This is a genomic window from Frigoribacterium sp. MEB024 (assembly GCF_000878135.1).
Lineage (GTDB): Bacteria > Actinomycetota > Actinomycetes > Actinomycetales > Microbacteriaceae > Frigoribacterium.
In genome coordinates, this window is record NZ_JXQZ01000001.1 from 67,107 (window position 1) to 86,270 (window position 19,164).

The 19,164-nt window shown below is 72.8% G+C and carries 17 protein-coding genes; 11 read left to right on the forward strand and 6 right to left on the reverse strand.

Annotation, left to right across the window (positions count from 1 at the left end; all coding sequences use genetic code 11):
- Window positions 1-252: 252 nt before the first annotated feature.
- Genes SZ60_RS00320 through SZ60_RS00340 form a run of 5 tightly spaced genes read left to right on the forward strand, consistent with a single transcriptional unit; the run spans window position 253 to window position 6,794 of the window.
- Window positions 253-1,920, forward strand: coding sequence for an ABC transporter substrate-binding protein (locus tag SZ60_RS00320; RefSeq protein ID WP_043592628.1), 1,668 nt, complete (start codon window positions 253-255; stop codon window positions 1,918-1,920).
- Window positions 1,917-2,864 carry an ABC transporter permease gene (locus SZ60_RS00325; RefSeq protein ID WP_043592630.1) on the forward strand — a complete coding sequence of 316 codons (948 nt, stop codon included), beginning with the start codon at window positions 1,917-1,919 and terminating at the stop codon, window positions 2,862-2,864. Before SZ60_RS00320 ends, SZ60_RS00325 begins: the two co-directional genes overlap by 4 nt.
- On the forward strand, window positions 2,861-3,829 hold the full coding sequence (locus SZ60_RS00330; RefSeq protein WP_082059741.1) for an ABC transporter permease: 969 nt from the start codon (window positions 2,861-2,863) through the stop codon (window positions 3,827-3,829). Before SZ60_RS00325 ends, SZ60_RS00330 begins: the two co-directional genes overlap by 4 nt.
- Window positions 3,826-5,571 (forward strand): ABC transporter ATP-binding protein, encoded by a 1,746-nt coding sequence (locus SZ60_RS00335; protein WP_043592631.1) that lies wholly within the window; start codon window positions 3,826-3,828, stop codon window positions 5,569-5,571. Before SZ60_RS00330 ends, SZ60_RS00335 begins: the two co-directional genes overlap by 4 nt.
- A complete protein-coding gene (locus SZ60_RS00340; protein ID WP_043592633.1) occupies window positions 5,568-6,794 on the forward strand; it encodes an acyl-CoA dehydrogenase family protein in 1,227 nt (408 codons plus the stop codon). Before SZ60_RS00335 ends, SZ60_RS00340 begins: the two co-directional genes overlap by 4 nt.
- Before the next feature lie 40 nt (window positions 6,795-6,834).
- Here SZ60_RS00340 and SZ60_RS00345 read toward each other — a convergent pair whose 3' ends face one another.
- Window positions 6,835-7,203, reverse strand: coding sequence for a helix-turn-helix domain-containing protein (locus tag SZ60_RS00345; protein WP_082059742.1), 369 nt, complete (start codon window positions 7,201-7,203; stop codon window positions 6,835-6,837).
- A 91-nt stretch (window positions 7,204-7,294) separates the two neighbouring features.
- Between SZ60_RS00345 and SZ60_RS00350 the strand changes: the two genes are divergently transcribed.
- The 4 genes from SZ60_RS00350 to SZ60_RS00365 all read left to right on the forward strand — a co-directional run bounded on the left by SZ60_RS00350 (window position 7,295) and on the right by SZ60_RS00365 (window position 10,397).
- Entirely contained in the window at window positions 7,295-8,152 is an 858-nt protein-coding gene (locus tag SZ60_RS00350) for an NAD(P)H-binding protein (protein ID WP_043592635.1), read from the forward strand.
- Window positions 8,153-8,286: 134 nt separating this feature from the next.
- On the forward strand, window positions 8,287-9,009 hold the full coding sequence (locus tag SZ60_RS00355; protein WP_043592637.1) for a histidine phosphatase family protein: 723 nt from the start codon (window positions 8,287-8,289) through the stop codon (window positions 9,007-9,009).
- A 33-nt stretch (window positions 9,010-9,042) separates the two neighbouring features.
- Window positions 9,043-9,594 (forward strand): DUF3090 domain-containing protein, encoded by a 552-nt coding sequence (locus SZ60_RS00360; RefSeq protein WP_043592638.1) that lies wholly within the window; start codon window positions 9,043-9,045, stop codon window positions 9,592-9,594.
- Complete coding sequence (locus SZ60_RS00365; RefSeq protein WP_156155429.1) at window positions 9,594-10,397, forward strand: SCO1664 family protein; 804 nt, start codon at window positions 9,594-9,596, stop codon at window positions 10,395-10,397. The genes SZ60_RS00360 and SZ60_RS00365 overlap by 1 nt, the downstream gene beginning before the upstream one ends.
- On the opposite strand, the gene SZ60_RS00370 is transcribed toward SZ60_RS00365, so the two are convergent.
- The 5 genes from SZ60_RS00370 to SZ60_RS16220 all read right to left on the reverse strand — a co-directional run bounded on the left by SZ60_RS00370 (window position 10,366) and on the right by SZ60_RS16220 (window position 17,000).
- Entirely contained in the window at window positions 10,366-12,363 is a 1,998-nt protein-coding gene (locus SZ60_RS00370) for a VWA domain-containing protein (protein WP_043592640.1), read from the reverse strand. The genes SZ60_RS00365 and SZ60_RS00370 overlap by 32 nt on opposite strands.
- An 8-nt stretch (window positions 12,364-12,371) precedes the next feature.
- Window positions 12,372-13,757, reverse strand: coding sequence for a magnesium chelatase (locus SZ60_RS00375; protein ID WP_043592641.1), 1,386 nt, complete (start codon window positions 13,755-13,757; stop codon window positions 12,372-12,374).
- Between the two features lie 99 nt (window positions 13,758-13,856).
- A complete protein-coding gene (locus SZ60_RS00380) occupies window positions 13,857-14,435 on the reverse strand; it encodes a DinB family protein (RefSeq protein WP_043592643.1) in 579 nt (192 codons plus the stop codon).
- 75 nt (window positions 14,436-14,510) lie between these two features.
- Window positions 14,511-15,980 carry a cardiolipin synthase gene (gene cls / locus SZ60_RS00385; protein WP_043592645.1) on the reverse strand — a complete coding sequence of 490 codons (1,470 nt, stop codon included), beginning with the start codon at window positions 15,978-15,980 and terminating at the stop codon, window positions 14,511-14,513.
- Between the two features lie 75 nt (window positions 15,981-16,055).
- Window positions 16,056-17,000 (reverse strand): septum formation family protein, encoded by a 945-nt coding sequence (locus tag SZ60_RS16220; protein WP_197073469.1) that lies wholly within the window; start codon window positions 16,998-17,000, stop codon window positions 16,056-16,058.
- Window positions 17,001-17,168: 168 nt separating this feature from the next.
- Here SZ60_RS16220 and SZ60_RS00395 point away from each other — a divergent pair, with 168 nt between their 5' ends.
- Both SZ60_RS00395 and SZ60_RS00400 read left to right on the forward strand, forming a co-directional pair.
- Entirely contained in the window at window positions 17,169-18,308 is a 1,140-nt protein-coding gene (locus SZ60_RS00395; protein ID WP_043592647.1) for an FAD-dependent oxidoreductase, read from the forward strand.
- Window positions 18,305-19,111 (forward strand): alpha/beta fold hydrolase, encoded by an 807-nt coding sequence (locus SZ60_RS00400; protein WP_043592649.1) that lies wholly within the window; start codon window positions 18,305-18,307, stop codon window positions 19,109-19,111. Before SZ60_RS00395 ends, SZ60_RS00400 begins: the two co-directional genes overlap by 4 nt.
- Window positions 19,112-19,164 lie beyond the last annotated feature (53 nt).

Below are 19,164 nucleotides of genomic sequence, written 5' to 3' on the forward strand. Positions count from 1 at the left end.
GAACTCAACCAGGTGCGGATGGGCGGAAGCCGTCGACGACAGCCGAGGCTAGGGAGCGTCCCGGGCCGGAGGTGCCGGACGGGGATGCCGGATGGTCGACACCGTGCCCGTCACGCACACCGCGCACGAGGGCCCACCGCAAGTCCCGGGGGCGCGTGTGACGGTTTGAGACGACGGGTGTCGCGTGGCGTCACGTGACTGGTCGGGCGGCCGAGGCGTCCGTAGGTTCGGGCCTCGACGAAAGGTTCGCCCATGTTCCGACCTCCCTCCCGACGCCTCCCCGTGGCCACCACGGCCGCCACTGCGCTCGTCGCGCTGCTCGCCGGCTGCTCGGGCGCGGCCTCCGCCGAGGTCGTCGACCGTGGCCCCGTCCGCGGCGGCACCCTGGTCTACGCCACCGACCGCGAGCCCACCTGCCTCGACCCGCACAACTCGGGGGACATGCCCCAGACCTACGTCGCCCGGCAGTACCTCGACTCCCTCGTCTCGCTGCAGGCGGACGGCAGCGTCGTGCCCTGGCTCGCCACCTCGTGGACGATCTCGGACGACGGCACGCAGTACGACTTCACCCTGAAGGAGGGCGTCGAGTTCCACGACGGCACCCCGCTCGACGCGCAGGCCGTCGTCGACAACTTCACCCAGATCCTCGACCCGGCCACGCAGTCGTCGACCGACCTGCTCTACCTGACCGGGTACTTCGAAAGCGCGACCGCCCTGTCCGAGCACGTCGTCCGGATCGACCTCTCCCGCCCCTACTCGCCGCTGCTCGCCGCCCTGTCGCAGGCGTTCTTCGGCATCGAGTCGCCGAAGGCGATGGCGCGCGGCCTCGAGGAGAACTGCGAGTCGCCGGTCGGCACCGGACCGTTCGAGGTCGTCGCGTGGAACCACGGCCGAGACGTGCAGCTCGTGCGCAACGACGACTACGACTCGGCCCCCGCCGACGCGAAGCACCAGGGCCCCGCCTACCTCGACGGCATCACCTGGCGGTTCCTCAAGGACAACACCACCCGGTACGGCGCGCTCGGCTCGGGCGAGGCCGACGTCATCTTCAACGTGCCGCCCGAGAGCCAGCAGCTCGCCGAGGCCGACCCCGCGATCAGCCTGCAGGAGTTCGTCCACTCGGGCTCGCCGTTCAGCCTCGACCTCAACACGACCAGCCCGGTGTTCGACGACATCCGCGTGCGGAAGGCCTTCGTCCACGCCTCCAACGCCCGTGCCGCCGTCGAGAGCGCCTACGCCGGCGTGTTCCCGTACGAGGGCGACGCCGTCTCGTCCGGTACGCCGCACTACGACGAGACCTTCCACGAGCCGTTCCCGTACGACCCCGACGAGGCGAACCGCCTGCTGGACGACGCCGGGTGGACCGGCCGCGACGAGGACGGCCACCGCACCAAGGACGGAGAGAGCCTGACCGTGCGCCTGCCCTACAACGCGGACGGTGCCGAGACGCCGCCCGCCGACCTGACGATCCTGCAGAACATCCAGGCGATGGAGAAGGAGGTGGGCATCGAGGTCGACCTCGAGGCGCTGGACTCCGCCAGCATGAACGCCGTCTGGGGCGATCCCGACGCGTACGACCTCATCGGCAACTACTGGAACAGCCCGACGCCTCACGTGATGTACATCAAGTACTCGAAGGCGACCCTGGACGTCGGCAACGGTCAGAACTCGGCCTTCGCCTCCGACGACGAGCTCGACCGCGTCCTGATCGCGGGCACGGCCACCACCGATCCGACCGAACAGGCGGCGCTCTACTCCGAGGCCCAGCGGATCCTCACCTCGAAGGCCTGGAGCCTGCCGCTCTACCCGATCCAGACCCGGCTGGGCATCTCCAACCGGGTGAAGGACGTGTGGATCGAGCCCTCCGAGGGCGAGCCGGTGCTGTCGGACGCCTACTTCGTGGACGGCGGCGACCGATGAACTCCTGGGTCCTCCGCATCGCCCGTCGCGTCGCCGAGTCGATCGTCCTGCTGCTGGCCGTCGGCACCATCGTGTTCTTCCTCGAGCACGCCGTGCCCGGCGACCCCGCCGTCGCGATCCTCGGGGGCGCGGCCGCCCACCCGACACCCGAGGCCGTCGCCGCCGTGACGGCCCAGTACGGGTTCGACCGTCCCTTGCTCGCGCAGTACGGGTCGTTCCTGCTCGGCCTCGTCCGGCTCGACTTCGGCGAGTCGTACACGCTCAAGCAGTCGGTCGTCAGCGTCATCGGCGGCCAGCTCGGCTCGACCCTTGCCCTCACGGCCACCGCGCTCGGTCTCGCCTGGCTGTTGTCGATCACGTCGACGTTGCTCACCGCCGGGAGGCGCGGCCTCCTGGGCCGGATCGGCTCGGTCGTCGAGACGGTCGCGGCCGGTCTGCCGCAGTTCTGGCTCGGCCTCGTCCTGTTGCTCGTCTTCGCGGTGCGCCTCGGCTGGTTCCCGGTGATCGGCACGGGACTGCCCGGACTCGTCCTGCCGGCCCTGACCCTGGCGATCCCGCTGGCCGGGTTCCTCGGGCAGGTGACGCGCGACGAGTTCGAGGACGCCCAGGACCAGCCGTTCGCCCTCTCGGCACGGGCTCGTGGCTTGTCCGAGGCGGCCGTCCGGGCACGGCACCTCCTCCGCCACGCCGCCCTGCCGGGCATCACCCTCTCGGGGTGGGGCCTCGGCTCGCTGATCTCGGGCGCGGTCGTCGTCGAGGTCGTCTTCGCCCGCCAGGGCGTCGGCCAGGTGCTCGTCACCGCGGTGAACGCGCAGGACCTCCCTCTCGTCATCGGCATCACCTTCGTCGTGGCCCTCGTCTACGTCGTCGCGAACGTCCTCACCGACGTCGCGTACGTCGCCGTCGATCCCCGGCTGCGCACCACGATCGGAGCACCCGCATGAGCACCACTTCCACCGCCACCGCGGCGCCCCCCGTCCCCGCCGCGACCGACCGGCCGACCGGTCCGCACGACGCCGGTCCGCACGAGGTCGGTCTGCACGACGCCGACCCGGCGGCCACCGCGCCCGGTCCGCGTCGCGTGCGCCGCGCCTCCCACCCGCTCCGCCGGGTCTCGACCTGGGTGGCCGTCGCCTTCATCGCGGCCGTCCTCCTCGCGGCGGTCTGGCCGAGTCTGCTCGCGCCGGCCGACCCCCTCGCGATCGACCTCGCGAAGAGCTTCGCGGCGCCGAGCGCCGAGCACGTGTTCGGCACGGACCAGTCCGGGCGCGACGTCTACTCGCGCGTCGTGCACGGGGCCGGGCAGTCGGTGACGATCGGCGTGGGGGCGACCGCCCTCGGGCTGGCCGGCGCCACGTTGCTGGGCCTGCTCGGGGGACTCGGCGGTCGGGCCGTCGACGCGGTCGTCACCCGCGTGATCGAGGTGCTCTACGCGTTCCCCGGCATTCTGCTCGCCCTCGTCCTCGTCGCGATCGCCGGCAACTCGGCCGGAACGCAGATCCTGGCCGTCGGCGTCGCCACGATCCCCGGCTACGCCCGGATGGTCCGGGGTCAGGTGCTCGCCGTGCGGGACTCGCCCTACGTCCAGGCGGAGCGCGCCCTGGGCCACGGGCCGGTCCACGTGCTCGTCCACACCCTGCTGCCCAACGCGTTCCGGCCGTTGACCGTGTTGGTCACCCTGGGCATCGGCCAGGCGATCGTCTGGGCGTCGGCGCTGGGCTTCCTCGGCATGGGCGTCCAGCCCCCGGCCCCGGAGTGGGGCGCGATGCTCAACGCCGGCCGCAACTACCTGCAGCAGGCCTGGTGGCTCGACTTCTTCCCCGGCGTCGTCATCGTGTTGCTCGCGTTGTCGCTGACGGCCGTCGGCCGCAGCATCCAGACCCTCACCACCCCGGGAGGCGCGCGATGAGCCCCGAACCCGTCCTCGACCCCAAGGCCGTGCGACTCGACACGGCCGGCCCGCTCGTCGACGTGCGGGGCCTGTCGGTCGCGTTCGGCGGCAGCACGGTCGTCCGCGACGTCTCGTTCACCGTCGAGGCCGGGCGCTGCACGGCCATCGTGGGGGAGTCCGGCTCGGGGAAGAGCGTCACGGCCAAGGCGCTGCTCGGACTGAACGGCCACACCGCCGCGACGACCGCCTCGACCCTCCGGCTCGCCGGTCGCGACCTCACCGACCTCGGCGACCGCGACTGGCAGCGCTTGCGCGGTCGTGAGATCGGGTACGTCCTGCAGGACGCCCTCGTCTCGCTCGACCCGCTGCGCCGCGTCGGGGCCGAGATCGCGGAGCCCCTCCGCGTCCACCGGTACGGCGATCGGCGGGCCCGCGAGGCCAGGGTGATCGAGCTGCTCGAACGGGTCGGCGTCCCCGAACCGCGCCTCCGGGCCCGCCAGCTGCCCTCGCAGCTGTCCGGAGGCCTCCGGCAGCGCGCACTGATCGCCGCGGCCGTGGCCCTCGAGCCCGCGGTCCTGATCGCCGACGAGCCGACCACCGCGCTCGACACGACCGTCCAGGCGCAGATCCTCGCCCTGCTCGACGAGTTGCGCACCGGCGGCGCGGGGCTCGTCCTCATCAGCCACGACCTCGGTGTGGTCGAACGACTCGCCGACGAGGTCGTGGTCATGCAGCACGGCGTCGTGGTCGAGCAGGGGCCGACCGACCAGGTGCTCGGGGCGCCGAGCCACCCCTACACGCAGCGCCTGCTGGCGGCGATCCCCACGGCGCACGCCCGCGGCAGCCGCCTCTCGTCGGCGGCACCGGCGACCCTGGCGGCACGTCCCGTGGACCGGCCCGTCCCCGCCCCGGGCACCCCCGTGCTCGAGGTGCGTCACGTCACCAAGCGCTACCGGGGGTCGGACCGCATCACCCGCACGGTCGTCGACGACGTCTCGTTCACCCTGCACGCGGGCGAGACCCTCGGCATCGTCGGCGAGTCGGGCTCGGGCAAGTCGACCACCGCCGCGATCGCCCTGGCCCTGACGGCCCCGGACGAGGGCGAGGTGCTGTTCGAGGGCCGGCCCTGGTCCGCCCTGCACGAGCGGGAGCGGCGACCCGACCGGCCGCGCATCGCGACGGTCTCGCAGGACCCCCTGAGCTCGTTCGACCCTCGTCGGTCGGTCGGCCAGCTCGTCACGGGAGCCCTCCGCGCCGCGGCGAGCGCGCGGGGCGGTCGGGGTGCCGCGGAGACGGACGCCCGTGCCCGCGTCGACGACCTGCTCGTGGGGGTCGGGCTCGACCCCCACCTGGCCGGCCGACACCCGTCGACCCTCTCGGGTGGCCAGCGCCAGCGGGTGGCCATCGCCCGCGCGTTGGCCACCGACCCGGACGTGCTCGTCCTCGACGAGGCCGTCAGTGCCCTCGACGTGTCGGTGCAGGCGCAGGTTCTCGACCTGTTGGCCGACATCCGCGCCCGCTACGGCACGTCGACCCTGTTCATCTCGCACGACCTCGGCGTCATCCGGCACGTGAGCGACCGCGTGCTCGTCCTGAAGGACGGACGGGTCGTCGAGGAGGGGCGGGTCGAGCAGGTGCTCGAACGTCCCGTCGCCGAGTACACGCGCCGTCTGCTCGCCGCCGTCCCCGGTGGTGGCCTGTCCGCCACCACCACACGTCCCACCACGACCACCACCGATCCCACCGGAGGCCCCCGATGACCGACACGACCACCATCGCACCGACTCCCACGCCGACCCGCGAGGACCTGCTCGCCCGGTTCGAGCCCGTGTTCGACCGCATCGCCGAGGGCGCCGTCGACCGCGAGCGCAAGCGCGAGCTGCCGTTCGAGCAGGTGCGGCAGCTGGCGGAGTCCGGCTTCACGGCCGTCACCGTGCCGGTCGGGCTCGGTGGTTCCGGCGCCCGGCCGTCCGACCTGTTCGCCCTGCTCGTGCGCCTGGCGCGGGCCGACTCGAACCTGCCGCAGCTGCTGCGGGCGCACTTCGCCTTCGTCGAGGAGTTGCTGCTCGACACCTCGGACGACCTCGTGCGGCGCGGCCCCTGGCTCGAGCAGGTCGCGGCGGGCGAGGTGTTCGGCAACGCGAGCCACGAGCGCAGTGCCGCCCGGGTGGGGTCGCTCGTGACGCACCTCGTGCCGGACGGGGACGGCTGGCGGCTGCACGGCGAGAAGCACTACAGCACGGGCACGCTCTTCGCCGACTGGACGACCGTGACCGCGACGACGCCGGCCGGCCGGGTGGTCGGGGTGACGGTGCGGGTCGACGACGAGGGGGTCGACGTCCGCGACGACTGGAACGGGTTCGGCCAGCGGCTCACCGGCAGCGGGACGACGCGCTTCGAGGGCGTGCGGGTCGAGCCGTCCCAGATCAGGCCCCAGCGCGACGAGCGTCGCACGCCCTTGCCGGCCTTCCTGCAGACCGTGCTATTGGCCTCGCTGGCCGGCGTCGCGTCGGCGGCGGAACGCGATGCCGTCGAGTTCGTGCGCACCCGCACCCGCGCCTACAGCCAGGGCGTCGCGGCGACGGCCGCCGCCGACCCGTTGGTCCAGTCGGTCGTGGGGCGGGTCTCGGCGGACGCCCTCGCGGCCGAGTCCCTGGTGCAGAGCGCGGCCGCGGCGATCGACCGTGCCCACGACGCCGTGGTGGCCGGAGACCCGGACGCGTTCGACCGCATCGAGACGGCCGAGCTCGTCACCATCCGGGCGCAGGTGACGGTGGTCGAGGTGGCCCTGCGCGCGACGACCACCCTGTTCGAGGTCGGCGGAGCCAGCGCCACCGACCGCGACCGGGTGCTCGACCGTCATTGGCGGAACGCGAGGACGCTCTCGTCGCACAACCCCGTGGTGCTGCAGCAACGGGTGATCGGCGACCGTCTCGTCAACGACGCCCCCTTGACCTACTTCTGGTCCACCGGGCAGGCCTGAGCGGCCGGCCCGCGCGGGGCGCAGGTGAGGCGGCGACCGGTCACCGGCCCGCGACGATCTCGTCGGCGTTGTCGAGGATCCAGTCCATCAGGGGCACGAGGCGCGCGGCGAGGTCGGTGCCGCGCTCGGTCAGCGAGTAGTCGACCCGCGGCGGGATCGTCGGCTGGGCGGCGCGGTGGACGATGCCGTCGGCCTCGAGGGTCTTCAGGGTCGAGGCGAGCATCTTCTCGCTGACGCCCTCGATCTCTCGTCGCAACTCGCCCCACCGCATCGGCCCGCGTTCGAGCGCCAACAGGATCAGAACGCCCCACCGACTCGTCACGTGGGTCAGCACCACGCGGCTCGGGCACTCCGCCGGGAAACGACCGGAGGGGGCAGGGCGGGCAGCATTCACGATTCCGACGTCCACGTCAGTAGCTTACGAAAAGGTGCGTACCTGCAGATGGGAAGTCCTGGTGGATCGTCGTCGTTGTCCCGGGCACGCAACCGAAAGGAACACCATGTCCACGATCGTCACCGCCGCCTCCGGCCAGCTCGGCCGCCTCGTCGTCGAGGCCCTCCTCGCCCGCGGCGCAGCTCCCGAGAGCGTCGTCGCCACGTCGCGCGACGTCTCGAAGCTGGCCGACCTCGCCGAGCGCGGCGTCCGCACCGCCGAGCTCGACTACACCCGACCCGACACGATCGCGGCCGTCATCGGCGCGGGCGACGTCGTCGTCCTGATCTCGAGCGACGCGGTGGGCCAGCGGGTCCCGCAGCACGCCGCCGTGATCGACGCCGCGAAGGCCGCCGGTGCCGCCCGCATCGTCTACACGAGCGTCCTCGCGGCCTCGACCTCGCCCCTGATCCTCGCGCCCGAGCACAAGGCGACCGAGGAGCACCTCGCCGCCTCCGGCGTGCCCGTCACGCTGCTGCGGAACGGCTGGTACACCGAGAACTACGTCGGCGAGATCGCCACCGCCCGCGACTCCGGCGTGGTCGCCGCGAGCGTGGGGGACGGCCGTCTCGCCAGCGCCAGCCGTCGGGACTACGCCGAGGCCGCCGCGGTCGCGGCCCTCGACGAGTCGACCGCCGGTCGCACCTTCGAGCTGTCCGGCGACCACGCCTGGGACTTCGACGAGTTCGCCGAGGCGCTCACGACCGTCACGGGCCGACCCGTCCGCTACGAGTCGCTCACGCCCGAGCAGCACGCCGAGCGCCTGCGCGGCTTCGGCCTGGACGAGGGCACGGTCGGCTTCGTCGTCGCCCTCGACGGCAACATCCGCGACGGGCTGCTCGCCGACACGAGCGGCGACCTGTCCGGTCTGATCGGCCGCCCGACGACCCCGCTCGTCGAGGCGCTCACCGCCGCCTCGGCGTAGTCACGCCGACCGCCGGGCGGGAGACCGCAGGAGGCGCGGTGCCGGGACATGGGCACCGCGCCTCCTCGTCGTCCTGGGTACGCACGGGGGCGGTCGCGCCCCCGCCGCGAGCGTCGGTGTCTAGGCTCGGGGGCATGGCCACCCTCGTCCTCGTCCGACACGGACGCACCACCGCCAACGCGAGCGGCGTGCTCGCCGGACGGACGGCGGGCGTCCGGCTCGACGACGTCGGACGCGAGCAGGCGCGGCGGACGGCCGAGCGGCTCGCGGTCGTGCCGCTCGTCGGCGTCGTGTCGAGCCCCCTCGAGCGCTGCCGTCAGACGTCGAGGGCGATCCTCGACCGCCAGTCCGGCAGGCCGGCGACGCCGATCGACCGGGGCATCACGGAGTGCGACTACGGCGACTGGCAGGGTCGGCCCCTCAAGGAGCTCGCGGGCGAGTCGCTCTGGTCGGTCGTGCAGAACCAGCCGTCGGCCGCGGTATTCCCCAGTGGCGAGTCGCTCCAGACCATGCAGGCCCGGGCGGTCGCCGCGGTCCGTCGTCACGACGCCGCGTTCGAGGCCGAGCACGGTCCGGGTGCCGTGTGGGTCGCGGTCAGCCACGGCGACATCATCAAGTCGATCCTCGCCGACGCCTACGGCATGCACCTCGACCTGTTCCAGCGCATCAGCGTCGGCCCGGCCTCGGTGTCGATCGTCCGGTACGGGCCGAACCGACCCGACGTCGTCGCGACGAACACCGACTCGGGCGACCTCTCGTGGCTGCGGCAGGCGGCTCCCGCCGCCGACGCCGCCGTCGGGGGAGGCGCAGGTCCGGCGAGCGGCGCGGCCGGTGGCGACGAGCCTCCCGCGACCTGAGCGTCGGCGGCGGGGCGCTCGTAGACTCGCGGCATGCCCTCCATCGTCCACACCTTCGACTGGCCGGACCGAGTCGTCGTCGGGACCGTCGGTCGTCCCGGTTCCCGTGCGTTCTACCTCCAGGCCCGTGACGGGGCGCGCGTCACGAGCGTCGGCCTCGAGAAGATGCAGTCGGCCGCCCTCGCCGAGAAGATCGACGAGATCCTCGACCAGGTGATGGCCGCCGACGGCAACCCGGTCAGCGTGCCCACCGGCATCCCGGTCGAGCTCGTCGACAACGAGCCGCTCGACCAGCCCGTCGAACCCGAGTTCCGGGCCGGGGCCCTCAGTCTCGGCTGGGACCCGTCCACCGCCCAGGTCGTCATCGAGGCGTTTCCGCTGGTCGAGGTCGACGACGACACCGAGGCCGACGAGGCCGAGCTCGAGCCCGACGAGGTCATGGTCGTCCGCATCCCCGTCGGCACGGCGAGGGCCTTCGCGGCGCGCACCCTCGAGATCGTCGGGGCCGGTCGGCCCCTCTGCCCCTTCTGCGGCCAGCCGATCGACCCCGAGGGTCACGTCTGCATCCTGTCCGGCGAGGCCTGATGTCCTCGGCGTCGACCGAGGACGCGCCGGCCGACGTGCCCGACGCGGTTCCGTCCGACGACGTCGATCTCGAGCTCACCGGACGCATCCGCACGGCGTCCAACGCGTCCTTCCTGGCCCGCCTCGGCGACGTGTCGGTCATCTACAAGCCCGTCGCCGGCGAACGGCCGCTGTGGGACTTCCCCGACGGGCGGCTCGCCGATCGTGAGGTCGCGGCCTACCTCGTCTCCGAGGCCCTGGGCTGGGGGGTCGTGCCGCGTACCTGGCTCCGTGACGGTCCGCTCGGCGAAGGCATGGTCCAGCTCTGGCAGGACGTCGACCCGGAGCAGGACGCGGTGGACCTCGTCCCGACCGACGACCTGCCCGACGACGGATGGCGTCTCGTCCTCGAGGGGGACGGCGACGACGGACCGGTCGCCCTGATCCACGAGGACACCGAGGCGCTCCGCCGCATGGCCGTGTTCGACGTCGTGGTCAACAACGCCGACCGCAAGGGCGCCCACGTGCTCGCGCTGCCCGACGGGCGACGGCACGGCGTCGACCACGGCCTCACGTTCCACGCCGAGCACAAGCTGCGCACGGTGTTGTGGGGGTGGATCGGCGACCCGTTGACCCCGGACGAGATCGACGGGGTCGGCCGCGTCCGATCCGCCCTCTCGGGCTCGCTGGGCTCGACCCTGGCTCCTCTCCTCACCCCCGGCGAACTCGAGGCGCTCGACGAGCGCTGCGCGCGCCTCCTCGCGTCGCCCGTCTTCCCCGAGCCGCACGGTCCTATGCCGGCGGTTCCGTGGCCCGTGTTCTGACGTACGACCCGACGACGGCCGCCCCGAGGTCGTCCAGATCGGGGGCGGTGACGGTGCCGTCGACGCGCCGCGCCATGCCCTCGACGAAGCGGGCGAGCCCCGGGTCGTCACCGAGCCGGAAGAACGTCGTGTGCGCGCCGAGGCGGCGGGCCACGTCGAGTTGCTCCACGGCCCGCAGGATCGTCACGGGGTGCGGCGGGTAGTCGAAGAAGACCTCACCGCCGGGCTCCAGGTGCGAGGTCGGCTCGCCGTCGGTGACGATCAACAGGACGGGTTGCGCGGTCGGGTGCTGACGGAAGTGCCGGTTCGCCAAGAGAAGGGCGTGGTGGAGGTTCGTACCCTTGTCCCACTTCGCGTCGAGGGCGACGAGCTGCTCGATCGGCATGACCTCGGCGTACCGGCCGAACCCGATCAGCTGCAGGTCGTCGCCGCGGAAGCGCGACGTGATCAGGGTGTGCAGGGCGAGTGCGGTGCGCTTCATCGGCACCCAGCGGTCCTCCATCGCCATCGAGAACGACGTGTCGACGAGCAGGGCGACGCAGGCCTGCGTCCGGGCGTCGGTCTCGTGCACCTCGACGTCGCCGATCTCGATCCGCACCCCGCCGTCGGTGCGGCCGCCGCCGGCGGCGGTCCGCGTGACCGCGTTCGTGATCGTCCGGGTGACGTCCCACGGCTCGGTGTCGCCGAAGGCCCATTCACTACTCGCGCCGGAGCGGTCGCCGAGGGCTCCCGCGGACCGCAACTCGCGCCTCCCGGCTCGTCCCGACATCTTCGCCGCGACGTCGCGCAAGAGGTTCTTGCCGAGCTGTCGCATGGCCCGCGGAGTCAGGGCGAGCGTGCCGTCGGCGCGACGGCGGAGGGCACCCGAGTCGCGGAGGGCCTTCTCGAGCCGCCGCAGGGCCGCGGCGTCGACGGCGGCCTGCTCGCCCAGTTGGCGGCGCAGGGCGTCGAGGTCGACGTCGTCGAGCGAGGAGCCGCTCGACTGCTGGGCCAGCTGTTCGGCGAGCGCGTCGAGGTCGGCGAGGTCCTGGAAGACTCCCGTGCCTTCGCCGAGCCCGAGGCCCTGTTCGCCGTCCAGGCCTTCGGAGCCGCTCCAGTCCTGCCCGGGTCGCAGCGATCGCAGGGTGCCGTCGAGCTGTTCGAGGGACTGCATCAGGTCGGGCGAGCCGAAGGCCTGTCGGGCCAGGGCGTCGAGCTCGGCCCGTTGCTCGGCCGTCATCGAGTTGCGCAGCCGCTGGGCGGCCGCGGCCCGCGCGGCGAGGGCGTCGATCAGCTCGTCGACGTCGCCCGGTTGCTCGGGGAACGAGTCGCCGTGCTTCGCCATGAAGTCGTCGAACTGCTCAGGAGTGTCCTCGCCACGGGCGTGCGCGTCGAGCAAGGCGTTGAGGTCGCGCAGCATCTCGGCGACGGCCTCGCGGTCGGCGTCGGTCGCGCTCTCGAGGGCGCCCTTCATCCCCGCGAACCGCTGGTCGAGCAGTTCGCGACCGAGGAGGTCCTTGATCTGCTCGTACGCCTGACCCGCCTCACCGCTCTGCCAGCGGTAGTCCGACAGCTCGGCGACGGCGCCGGCCGGGGACGGCGGCAGACTGTCGAGCTGGAGCTGGGCCAGGGCGCGGTCGCCGTCGTCGAGGTCGACGTCGCGGGCGAGCTGGGCGCGTTCGGCCCTGAGGGCCCGGTCGAGCAGCTCGCGGACCTCCTGCAACGTGCCGTCGAGGTGGTGGTCCCGGGTCAGGGCCCGCCGGCGTTCGGCGACCTGCCGGGCGAGGTCGTCGAGACCGGTCCGGTCGCGGCCCCCGCGGCGGAGGAACTCGCGGAGTGCCGCCTCGGCGCTCGAACCGGCCATGACGTCGCGCCCGACGGCATCGAGCGCCTCGGACAGGTCGGCAGGAGGCGCGAGCGGGTCGGGACCGTCGGCGTACCTCTGGTACCGCGCGGCCCGGTGCAACCGCCGGTTCGCCCTAGCCACGTCGCACCTCAGAACCCGTAGGCCGCTTCACCGTCGCCGCTCTCCTTGCTCACGCGCCGGGCCAGGAAGAGGCCCTCGAGCGCCAGTTCGATCGCCCCGGCGCGACCGCCGTCGGTCGTCGCGCCGAGCCGTTCGGCGACGCGGTCGTAGAGGTCGTCCTCACCGAGCGAGGGCAACCCGGCCAGGAAGTCCCGGGCGGTGACCTGCTCACCGGTCGTCACCATGACGCCCGACTCGAGGGCGTCGACGAGGGCGTCGAAGTCGAGCCCGCGGAAGTGGGCACGGACGGTCTCGGCGGTCGCCGTCCGCAGCAGGTGTTCGAGGACCTCCTCGGCCCGGTCCTCCTCGCCCGACTCGAACTCGATCTTGCCGCCGAGCACGTCGACGGCCGTCTCGAGGTCGATCGGGCGAGCGACGGCCTCGTCCTCGCCCTGCCGGGTCGCGCGATGCAGCGCCGCGGCCGCGATGGTCTCGGCGCCGGCGATCGCGAACCGGGCGCTGACGCCGCTGCGCTGGTCGACCGAGGGCGATTCACGGAGGGCGCGGGTGAACCGGGCGAGGATCTCGACGAGGTGGTCGGGCACCTCGGCGACGAGGTCGGCCTCCTGGCGGACGACCGCGACCTCGTCGGCCAGCTCGGTCGGGTAGTGCGTCCGGATCTCGGCGCCGAAGCGGTCCTTGAGGGGCGTGATGATCCGCCCGCGGTTGGTGTAGTCCTCGGGGTTGGCGCTGGCCACGACGAGCACGTCGAGGGGCAGTCGCAGGACGTACCCGCGGATCTGGATGTCGCGCTCCTCCATCACGTTGAGCATCGCCACCTGGATGCGCTCGGCGAGGTCGGGCAGCTCGTTGACCGCGACGATGCCTCGGTGGCCGCGGGGGATGAGCCCGAAGTGGATCGTCTCGGGGTCGCCCAGGCTGCGTCCCTCGGCCACGCGCATCGGGTCGACGTCGCCGATCAGGTCGGCGACGCTCGTGTCGGGCGTCGCGAGCTTCTCGACGTAGCGCTCGTCGCGTCCCCGCCAGGCCACCGGCAGGTCGTCACCGAGGTCGGCGGCTCGACGACGGCTCTCGCTCGTGATCGGCTCGAACGGGTGCTCGCCGAGTTCGGACCCCTCGATGACCGGGGACCACTCGTCGAGCAGACCCGCGAGCGTTCGCAGCAGACGGGTCTTGCCCTGACCGCGTTCACCCAGCAAGACGATGTCGTGGCCCGCGATCAACGCCCGTTCGAGTTGGGGGATGACCGTCGACTCGAAGCCGTGGAGTCCTGGCCAGGGGTCGCGGCCCTCTCTCAGGGCGTCGAGCAGGTTGTCTCGGATCTCGGTGCGGAGGGGCTTCGGGACGTGGCCCGAGCGCCTGAGTTCGCCGACGGTTCTCGCGGAGGGAGGCATCACCCCGGCGACGCTACGCTCCCGACCCGGACCCCGCGAGGGGCGCCTCCTGCGAGCTTGCCGAGACGTCACGATTCGACGACATCCGTCGCGCGACGGTCAGCGGCCGGCGGCGCGGGCGGCGGCCTCCACACGGTCGTGGTGTCGACGCCATCCGTCGGCGTCGCGGTCGGGCAGGTTCGGATCGGCGGGACCGTTGCCGAGGCCGCCGTCGATCAGCTCGCGGACGACGTCGGCGTGGCCGGCGTGCCGGGCGGTCTCGACGGTCAGGTGCACGAGGATCTGGTGCAGGGTGACGGCGCGGCGGTCGGATCCCCACCAGGGGACGTCGCCGGGCGCGTCCAGCGACAACGCCCGGATCGTCTCGTCGGCGTGGGCGTTCGACCGCTGCAGGAGGTCGACGACGAAGGCGCGGCTCTCGTCGGGTGTCGCCCACAGGTCGGCTTCGGGCTCGCTCTCGTCGGTCAGCCACGGCGTCTCGATGCCGCTCGGCCGCCCGAAGACGTCGCCGAGGTAGCCGAGCTGCACGGTGGCGACGTGCTTGACCAGCCCGAGCAGGTTGGTGCCGCTCGGCACCAGCGGTCGACGGACGTCGTACTCCGACAGTCCGTCGAGCTTGCGCACCAGGTCGTCGCGCGAACGGGTCAGGTACCGGCTGAGGTGTTCCTTCTGGTCCATGCCGACACTCTGCCCCTCGTCGAGCCCACCGTCCACCGACCGACCGCCCCTCGCCGCGCCGCCGCGAAGAGGGACCTACTGCACCGCCGCCGTGAGGCGCGCGACGTTGTCGAGCACCTGGAGGGGAGCGGGTCGCGTGAGCCAGCCGGCGAGCGTGATCTCGTGCGATTTCGCGCGGTAGTCCGCCTCGATCTCGCGGACCTGGTCGACGAAGCCCGCTCCACGCACCATGAGCGACACCTCGAAGTTGAGGCTGAACGAGCGCATGTCCATGTTGCTCGAGCCGATCACCGCCACGTCGTCGTCCACCGTGAAGTGCTTCGAGTGCAGGACGATCGGCTTCTCGTAGAGGAAGATCCGCACCCCGGCCCGCAGCAACGTCTCGTAGTACGACCGCTGCGCGTGGTAGACGAGGAACTGGTCGGCGACCTCGCAGGCGAAGAGTTGCACGTCGACCCCGCGCTCCGCCGCGGTGGTGATGGCGTAGAGCATCGACTCGTCGGGCACGAAGTAGGGGCTCGCGATGATGAGGCGTTCCTGCGCGCCGTAGACCAGGGCGTTGAACAACCGGAGGTTGTTCTCCCCGTCGAACCCCGGCCCGCTGGGTACGACCTGGCACTCGTAGGCGTCGTCGCCCGTGCGGCGTTCGACGAGCGGCTCGGCCTCGGCGTCGGTGGGCAGCTCGTCGGTCTCGCTGTACCAGTCGGTGATGAAGAGGGCGTTGAGGCCGACCGCGGCGGGCCCGTCCACGCGCACCATGAGGTCCTTCCACTGCAGGCCCCGTCGGATGTTGCCGCGCTTGTTGTAGCTGGGATCGGTCATGTTCTGGGAGCCGGTGAACGCCACGTCGCCGTCGACGACCACGATCTTGCGGTGGTTGCGCAGGTCGGGTCGCCGCCACATGCCCTTGGTGGGGTGGAACGGCAGCATCTCCTCGAAACGGATGCCGGAGTCACGGAGCCAGGTGCGCGTCACCCGGCCCTGGGGGTTGCGGATCGTGGCCCAGTGGTCGTAGAGCACCCGCACCTTCACGCCACGGTCGTGGGCACGCTTGAGGGCGTCGAAGAAGAGGAAGGTCGATTCGTCGCGCGTGAAGATGTAGAACTCGACGTGCACGTACCGTTCGGCCGCGTCGACGGCCTCGGTCATGGCCGCGATCGATCCGGCGTAGTCCGGCAGCAGCCGAGTCGTGTTGCCCGGGATCAGGGGCATGGCACCGAGCGTGCGGTTCAGCTGGACCACCGTCCCGAACCACGGCGGCTGGGTGTCGGTGGGCACGCGGTTGTCGAGCCCCTGCGTGTTCTCGAGGATGAGCGAGTTGATCTCGCGCTGTTTGTCCCGCCGGTCCTTCGGCAGCTTGGTGCTGCCGAGCAGGCCGTAGAGGACGCTGCCCGGGATGGGGGCGACGAAGATCGCCAACAGCCACGCCATGGCCGAACTCGGACGCCGGTTGCGCGGCACGACCGCCACCGACACGATCCTGATGAGGATGTCGACCACCAGGATCACGGTGGGGAACGCCTTGAGGAGCTTGCGCCAGGTCATCCGCCGATCATCCCAGGTCGAGGGTGGACGGGGCCGCCCCCGTTCGTGTCGCGGGTCCGACCCCGGCCCCGCAGGTCAGCGCCCGCTGCCCGCCAGGCTGGCCGACTCGCCCTCGGGCGCGGTCGCGAGGTAGCAGGTGACCTCGCGGTCGCCGGTGGCCCAGGTGTCCTCGGTCGGCGTGAACCAGCCGTAGTCGAGGGCCGAGTCCTCCCAGGTCGACCCGACGTAGTCGTCGAAGACCTCGTAGCACGCGTCGTCTCCGAGCTGTGCGACCTCGTCGTCGCCCGGGAACGCGTCGTCGTCGAGGACCGGTTCGGCGAACACCTCGAAGTGGTGCACCTCGCCGCAGGCGGTCACGTCGACGAAGGTCTGGTAGTCGTCGTCGATCCCGTTGGTCATGTCGAAGCAGTCCCCGGTCGTGAGCTCGCTCACGAGCTCGGAACCGGTCTCGATGACGCCCCCTTCGCCTCCGTTGGCCTGATACAGCGCGAAGGACACCCCGCCGAAGGCGAGGACCCCGACCGCTCCCAGCACCCCGAACAGCACGCCTCGCGATCGCTTCGGAGCCGGGACGCCCGCCACGGCACCGGGGGCGAACGCCTGCGGCGCGGGCCAGGCCGTGCCCAGGCGCGACTCGGGCGGGACCAGGGCGGCCCAGCGCCGCACCGTGGCCGAGGCCGCGTCGAGCACCACGGACGTCGTCTCACCGACGCCGACGCCGATCGGGTCACGTCGCCGCTGGTCGAGGGGCGTGGGCCCCGACGCGTCGATGCGCAGGGGCACCGCGAACCAGTGCGATCCGTCGTGCCCCAGGTCGACGAACTCGGTCGCGCCCAGCCGGACGCGCAGCATCTCGGGGTGGCCGGCTCCCGGCACGTCGACGGCGCCGGCGGGGTAGTCGCTGGGCAGGACCCGCATCTCGAGCGGCCCGAACCGCTGCACGAGTCCTTCGGCCACGACGGACACGAGTGTCGTCCCTGAGGGGCCCGCGGGCATCGCCTGGTCGTTCGGTCGGTCCACGAGGTCCCCCTGTTGCTGTGCGCACCGCATCCCGTGGCGGCCGTCGAGGGATGCTACCGGCACCCGGAGCGAGGGCAGCAGCCCCCGTCGGCGGGCCAGGGAGGCGGGCGTGCCCCGAGGACGCGAGCCGGCGGGGCCGGGCCGCACCGCGCCTCCTATGCTCGGGGGATGTCGTCCGGTCACTCGAGTCCGCCCCGCGCCGACGTCGACCTGGTCGTCGTCGGCGGAGGCGCCATGGGCCTCGCGACGGCCTGGCAGGCCGCGTCGCGCGGGCACGAGGTCGTGCTCGTCGAGCGGTTCGAGCAGGGGCACCACCGGGGTGCCTCGCACGGCGCGACCCGCAACCTCAACGTCGCCTACGACGACGCCGACTACGTCGCCCTCGTGCAGGAGGCGCGGGTGCGGTGGGACGCGCTGGCCGACGAGACCGGCACCCCGCTCCTCGACCTCGTCGGTGTGGTCAATCACGGTCGCCCGGCGATGCTCCGTCGGATGCGCGCCCTGCACGTCGACGCGGGCGTCCCCGGCGAACTGGTCGGCGCCCGGGAGGCGGGGGAGCGATGGACGGGCATGCGCTTCGAGACCGAGGTGCTGCACGTGCCCGGCAGCGGCCGCATCCGGGCCGCCGACGCCCTGGCGGCCCTCGCCCGGGCCGCGACGGCCCACGGGGCGCGACTGCGCTGGTCGACGCCGGTCACGGGACTCCACGTCGAGGGGCCCGAGCGCGTCCGCGTCGTCACGGACGACGACGAGATCGTCGCCCGCCGCGTGGTGGTGACGGCGGGTGCCTGGACGGAGGACGTCGTCGGCGGTCTCGTCCGTCTCCCTCGGCTCACCGTGACGCAGGAGCAGCCCGCGCACTTCGCCGTGACCGACCCCCAGGCCGTGTGGCCGAGCGTCAACCACCGTCCCGACCCCGACCGACCCACCGAGTCGTGGTGGCCGGGCGTCGTCTACGGCATGCTCACGCCGGGCGAGGGCGTCAAGGCGGGCTGGCACGGAGCCGGCCCCGTCGTGCACCCCGACCGCCGGTCCTTCGAGCCCGACCCCGAGCAGCTCGAGCAGCTGCGGCGCTACGCGCGGGAGTGGCTGCCCGGCGTCGACGCCGAGACGGCCGACCCGATCAGCTGCACGTACACGACGACCGACGACGAGGACTTCGTGCTCGACCGGATCGGCCCCGTCGTGGTGGGGGCGGGCTTCTCGGGGCACGGCTTCAAGTTCACGCCGCTCGTGGGGTCGATCCTGGTCGACCTCGTCGAGGGTGGCGAGGCCCCCACGCGGTTCCGCGGGCTGGGTCGACCGTGACCAGCCGGGCCGCGACGACCCGCGGCACCGTGGCGGGCCAGCCCTTCGTGCGCCGGGGAAGCGGCGCGCCCACGATCCTCCTGCCCGGGGTCGGGCCGGGTCGCCACCACCCCTCGGCATGGGACCGCACCCTGCTGCGGCTCGAGACGGCGCCGCTCGTCCGCGAACTCGACCTGTGGACGCTGGGCCGTCGCCGTGGACTGCCCGAGGGCACCACGATGAGCGAGCTCGCCGACGACGTGGCCCGGGCCGCGGCCGAGATCGTGGACGGCCCGGTCGACGTGGTCGGCACGTCGACGGGCGGCAGCATCGCCTTGCAGCTGGCCGTCGACCACCCCGGGCTGGTGCGGCGACTGGTCCTCGTGTCGTCGGCCCACCGGTTGGGCGACGGCGGGCGCGAGGCCCAGCGGCGCACGGCCGAACGCCTCCGGGCAGGCGACGCGCGAGGAGCCTCGGCCGCCATGCTCGGTCAGACGACCACCGGCGTCCCCGCCTCGAACGCCCTGCGGCGCCTCGGACGCGTGGCGCACCACGTCGTCGTCGGCGACCGGCACGACGACCTGGTCGTGACGCTCGACGCCGAGGACTCGTTCGACGTGGGTGACCGCCTCGGCGAGGTCGCGGTGCCGACGCTCGTCGTGGCCGGGGGCGCCGACGGTTTCTACCCGCTCGACCTCGTGGCACGCACCGTGGCCGGGCTGCCCGACGCCACGCTCGCCGTGCATCCCCGGTCGGGTCACCTCGGCCTGGGGTCGCGCGGGGTCGCGCGCGAGGTGCTCGCCCACCTGACCCGCGCCTCCTGACGCTCCGATCGTCGCGGGCGCCGAGCGGTCGGCCGATCGGCCCGGAACGGGGA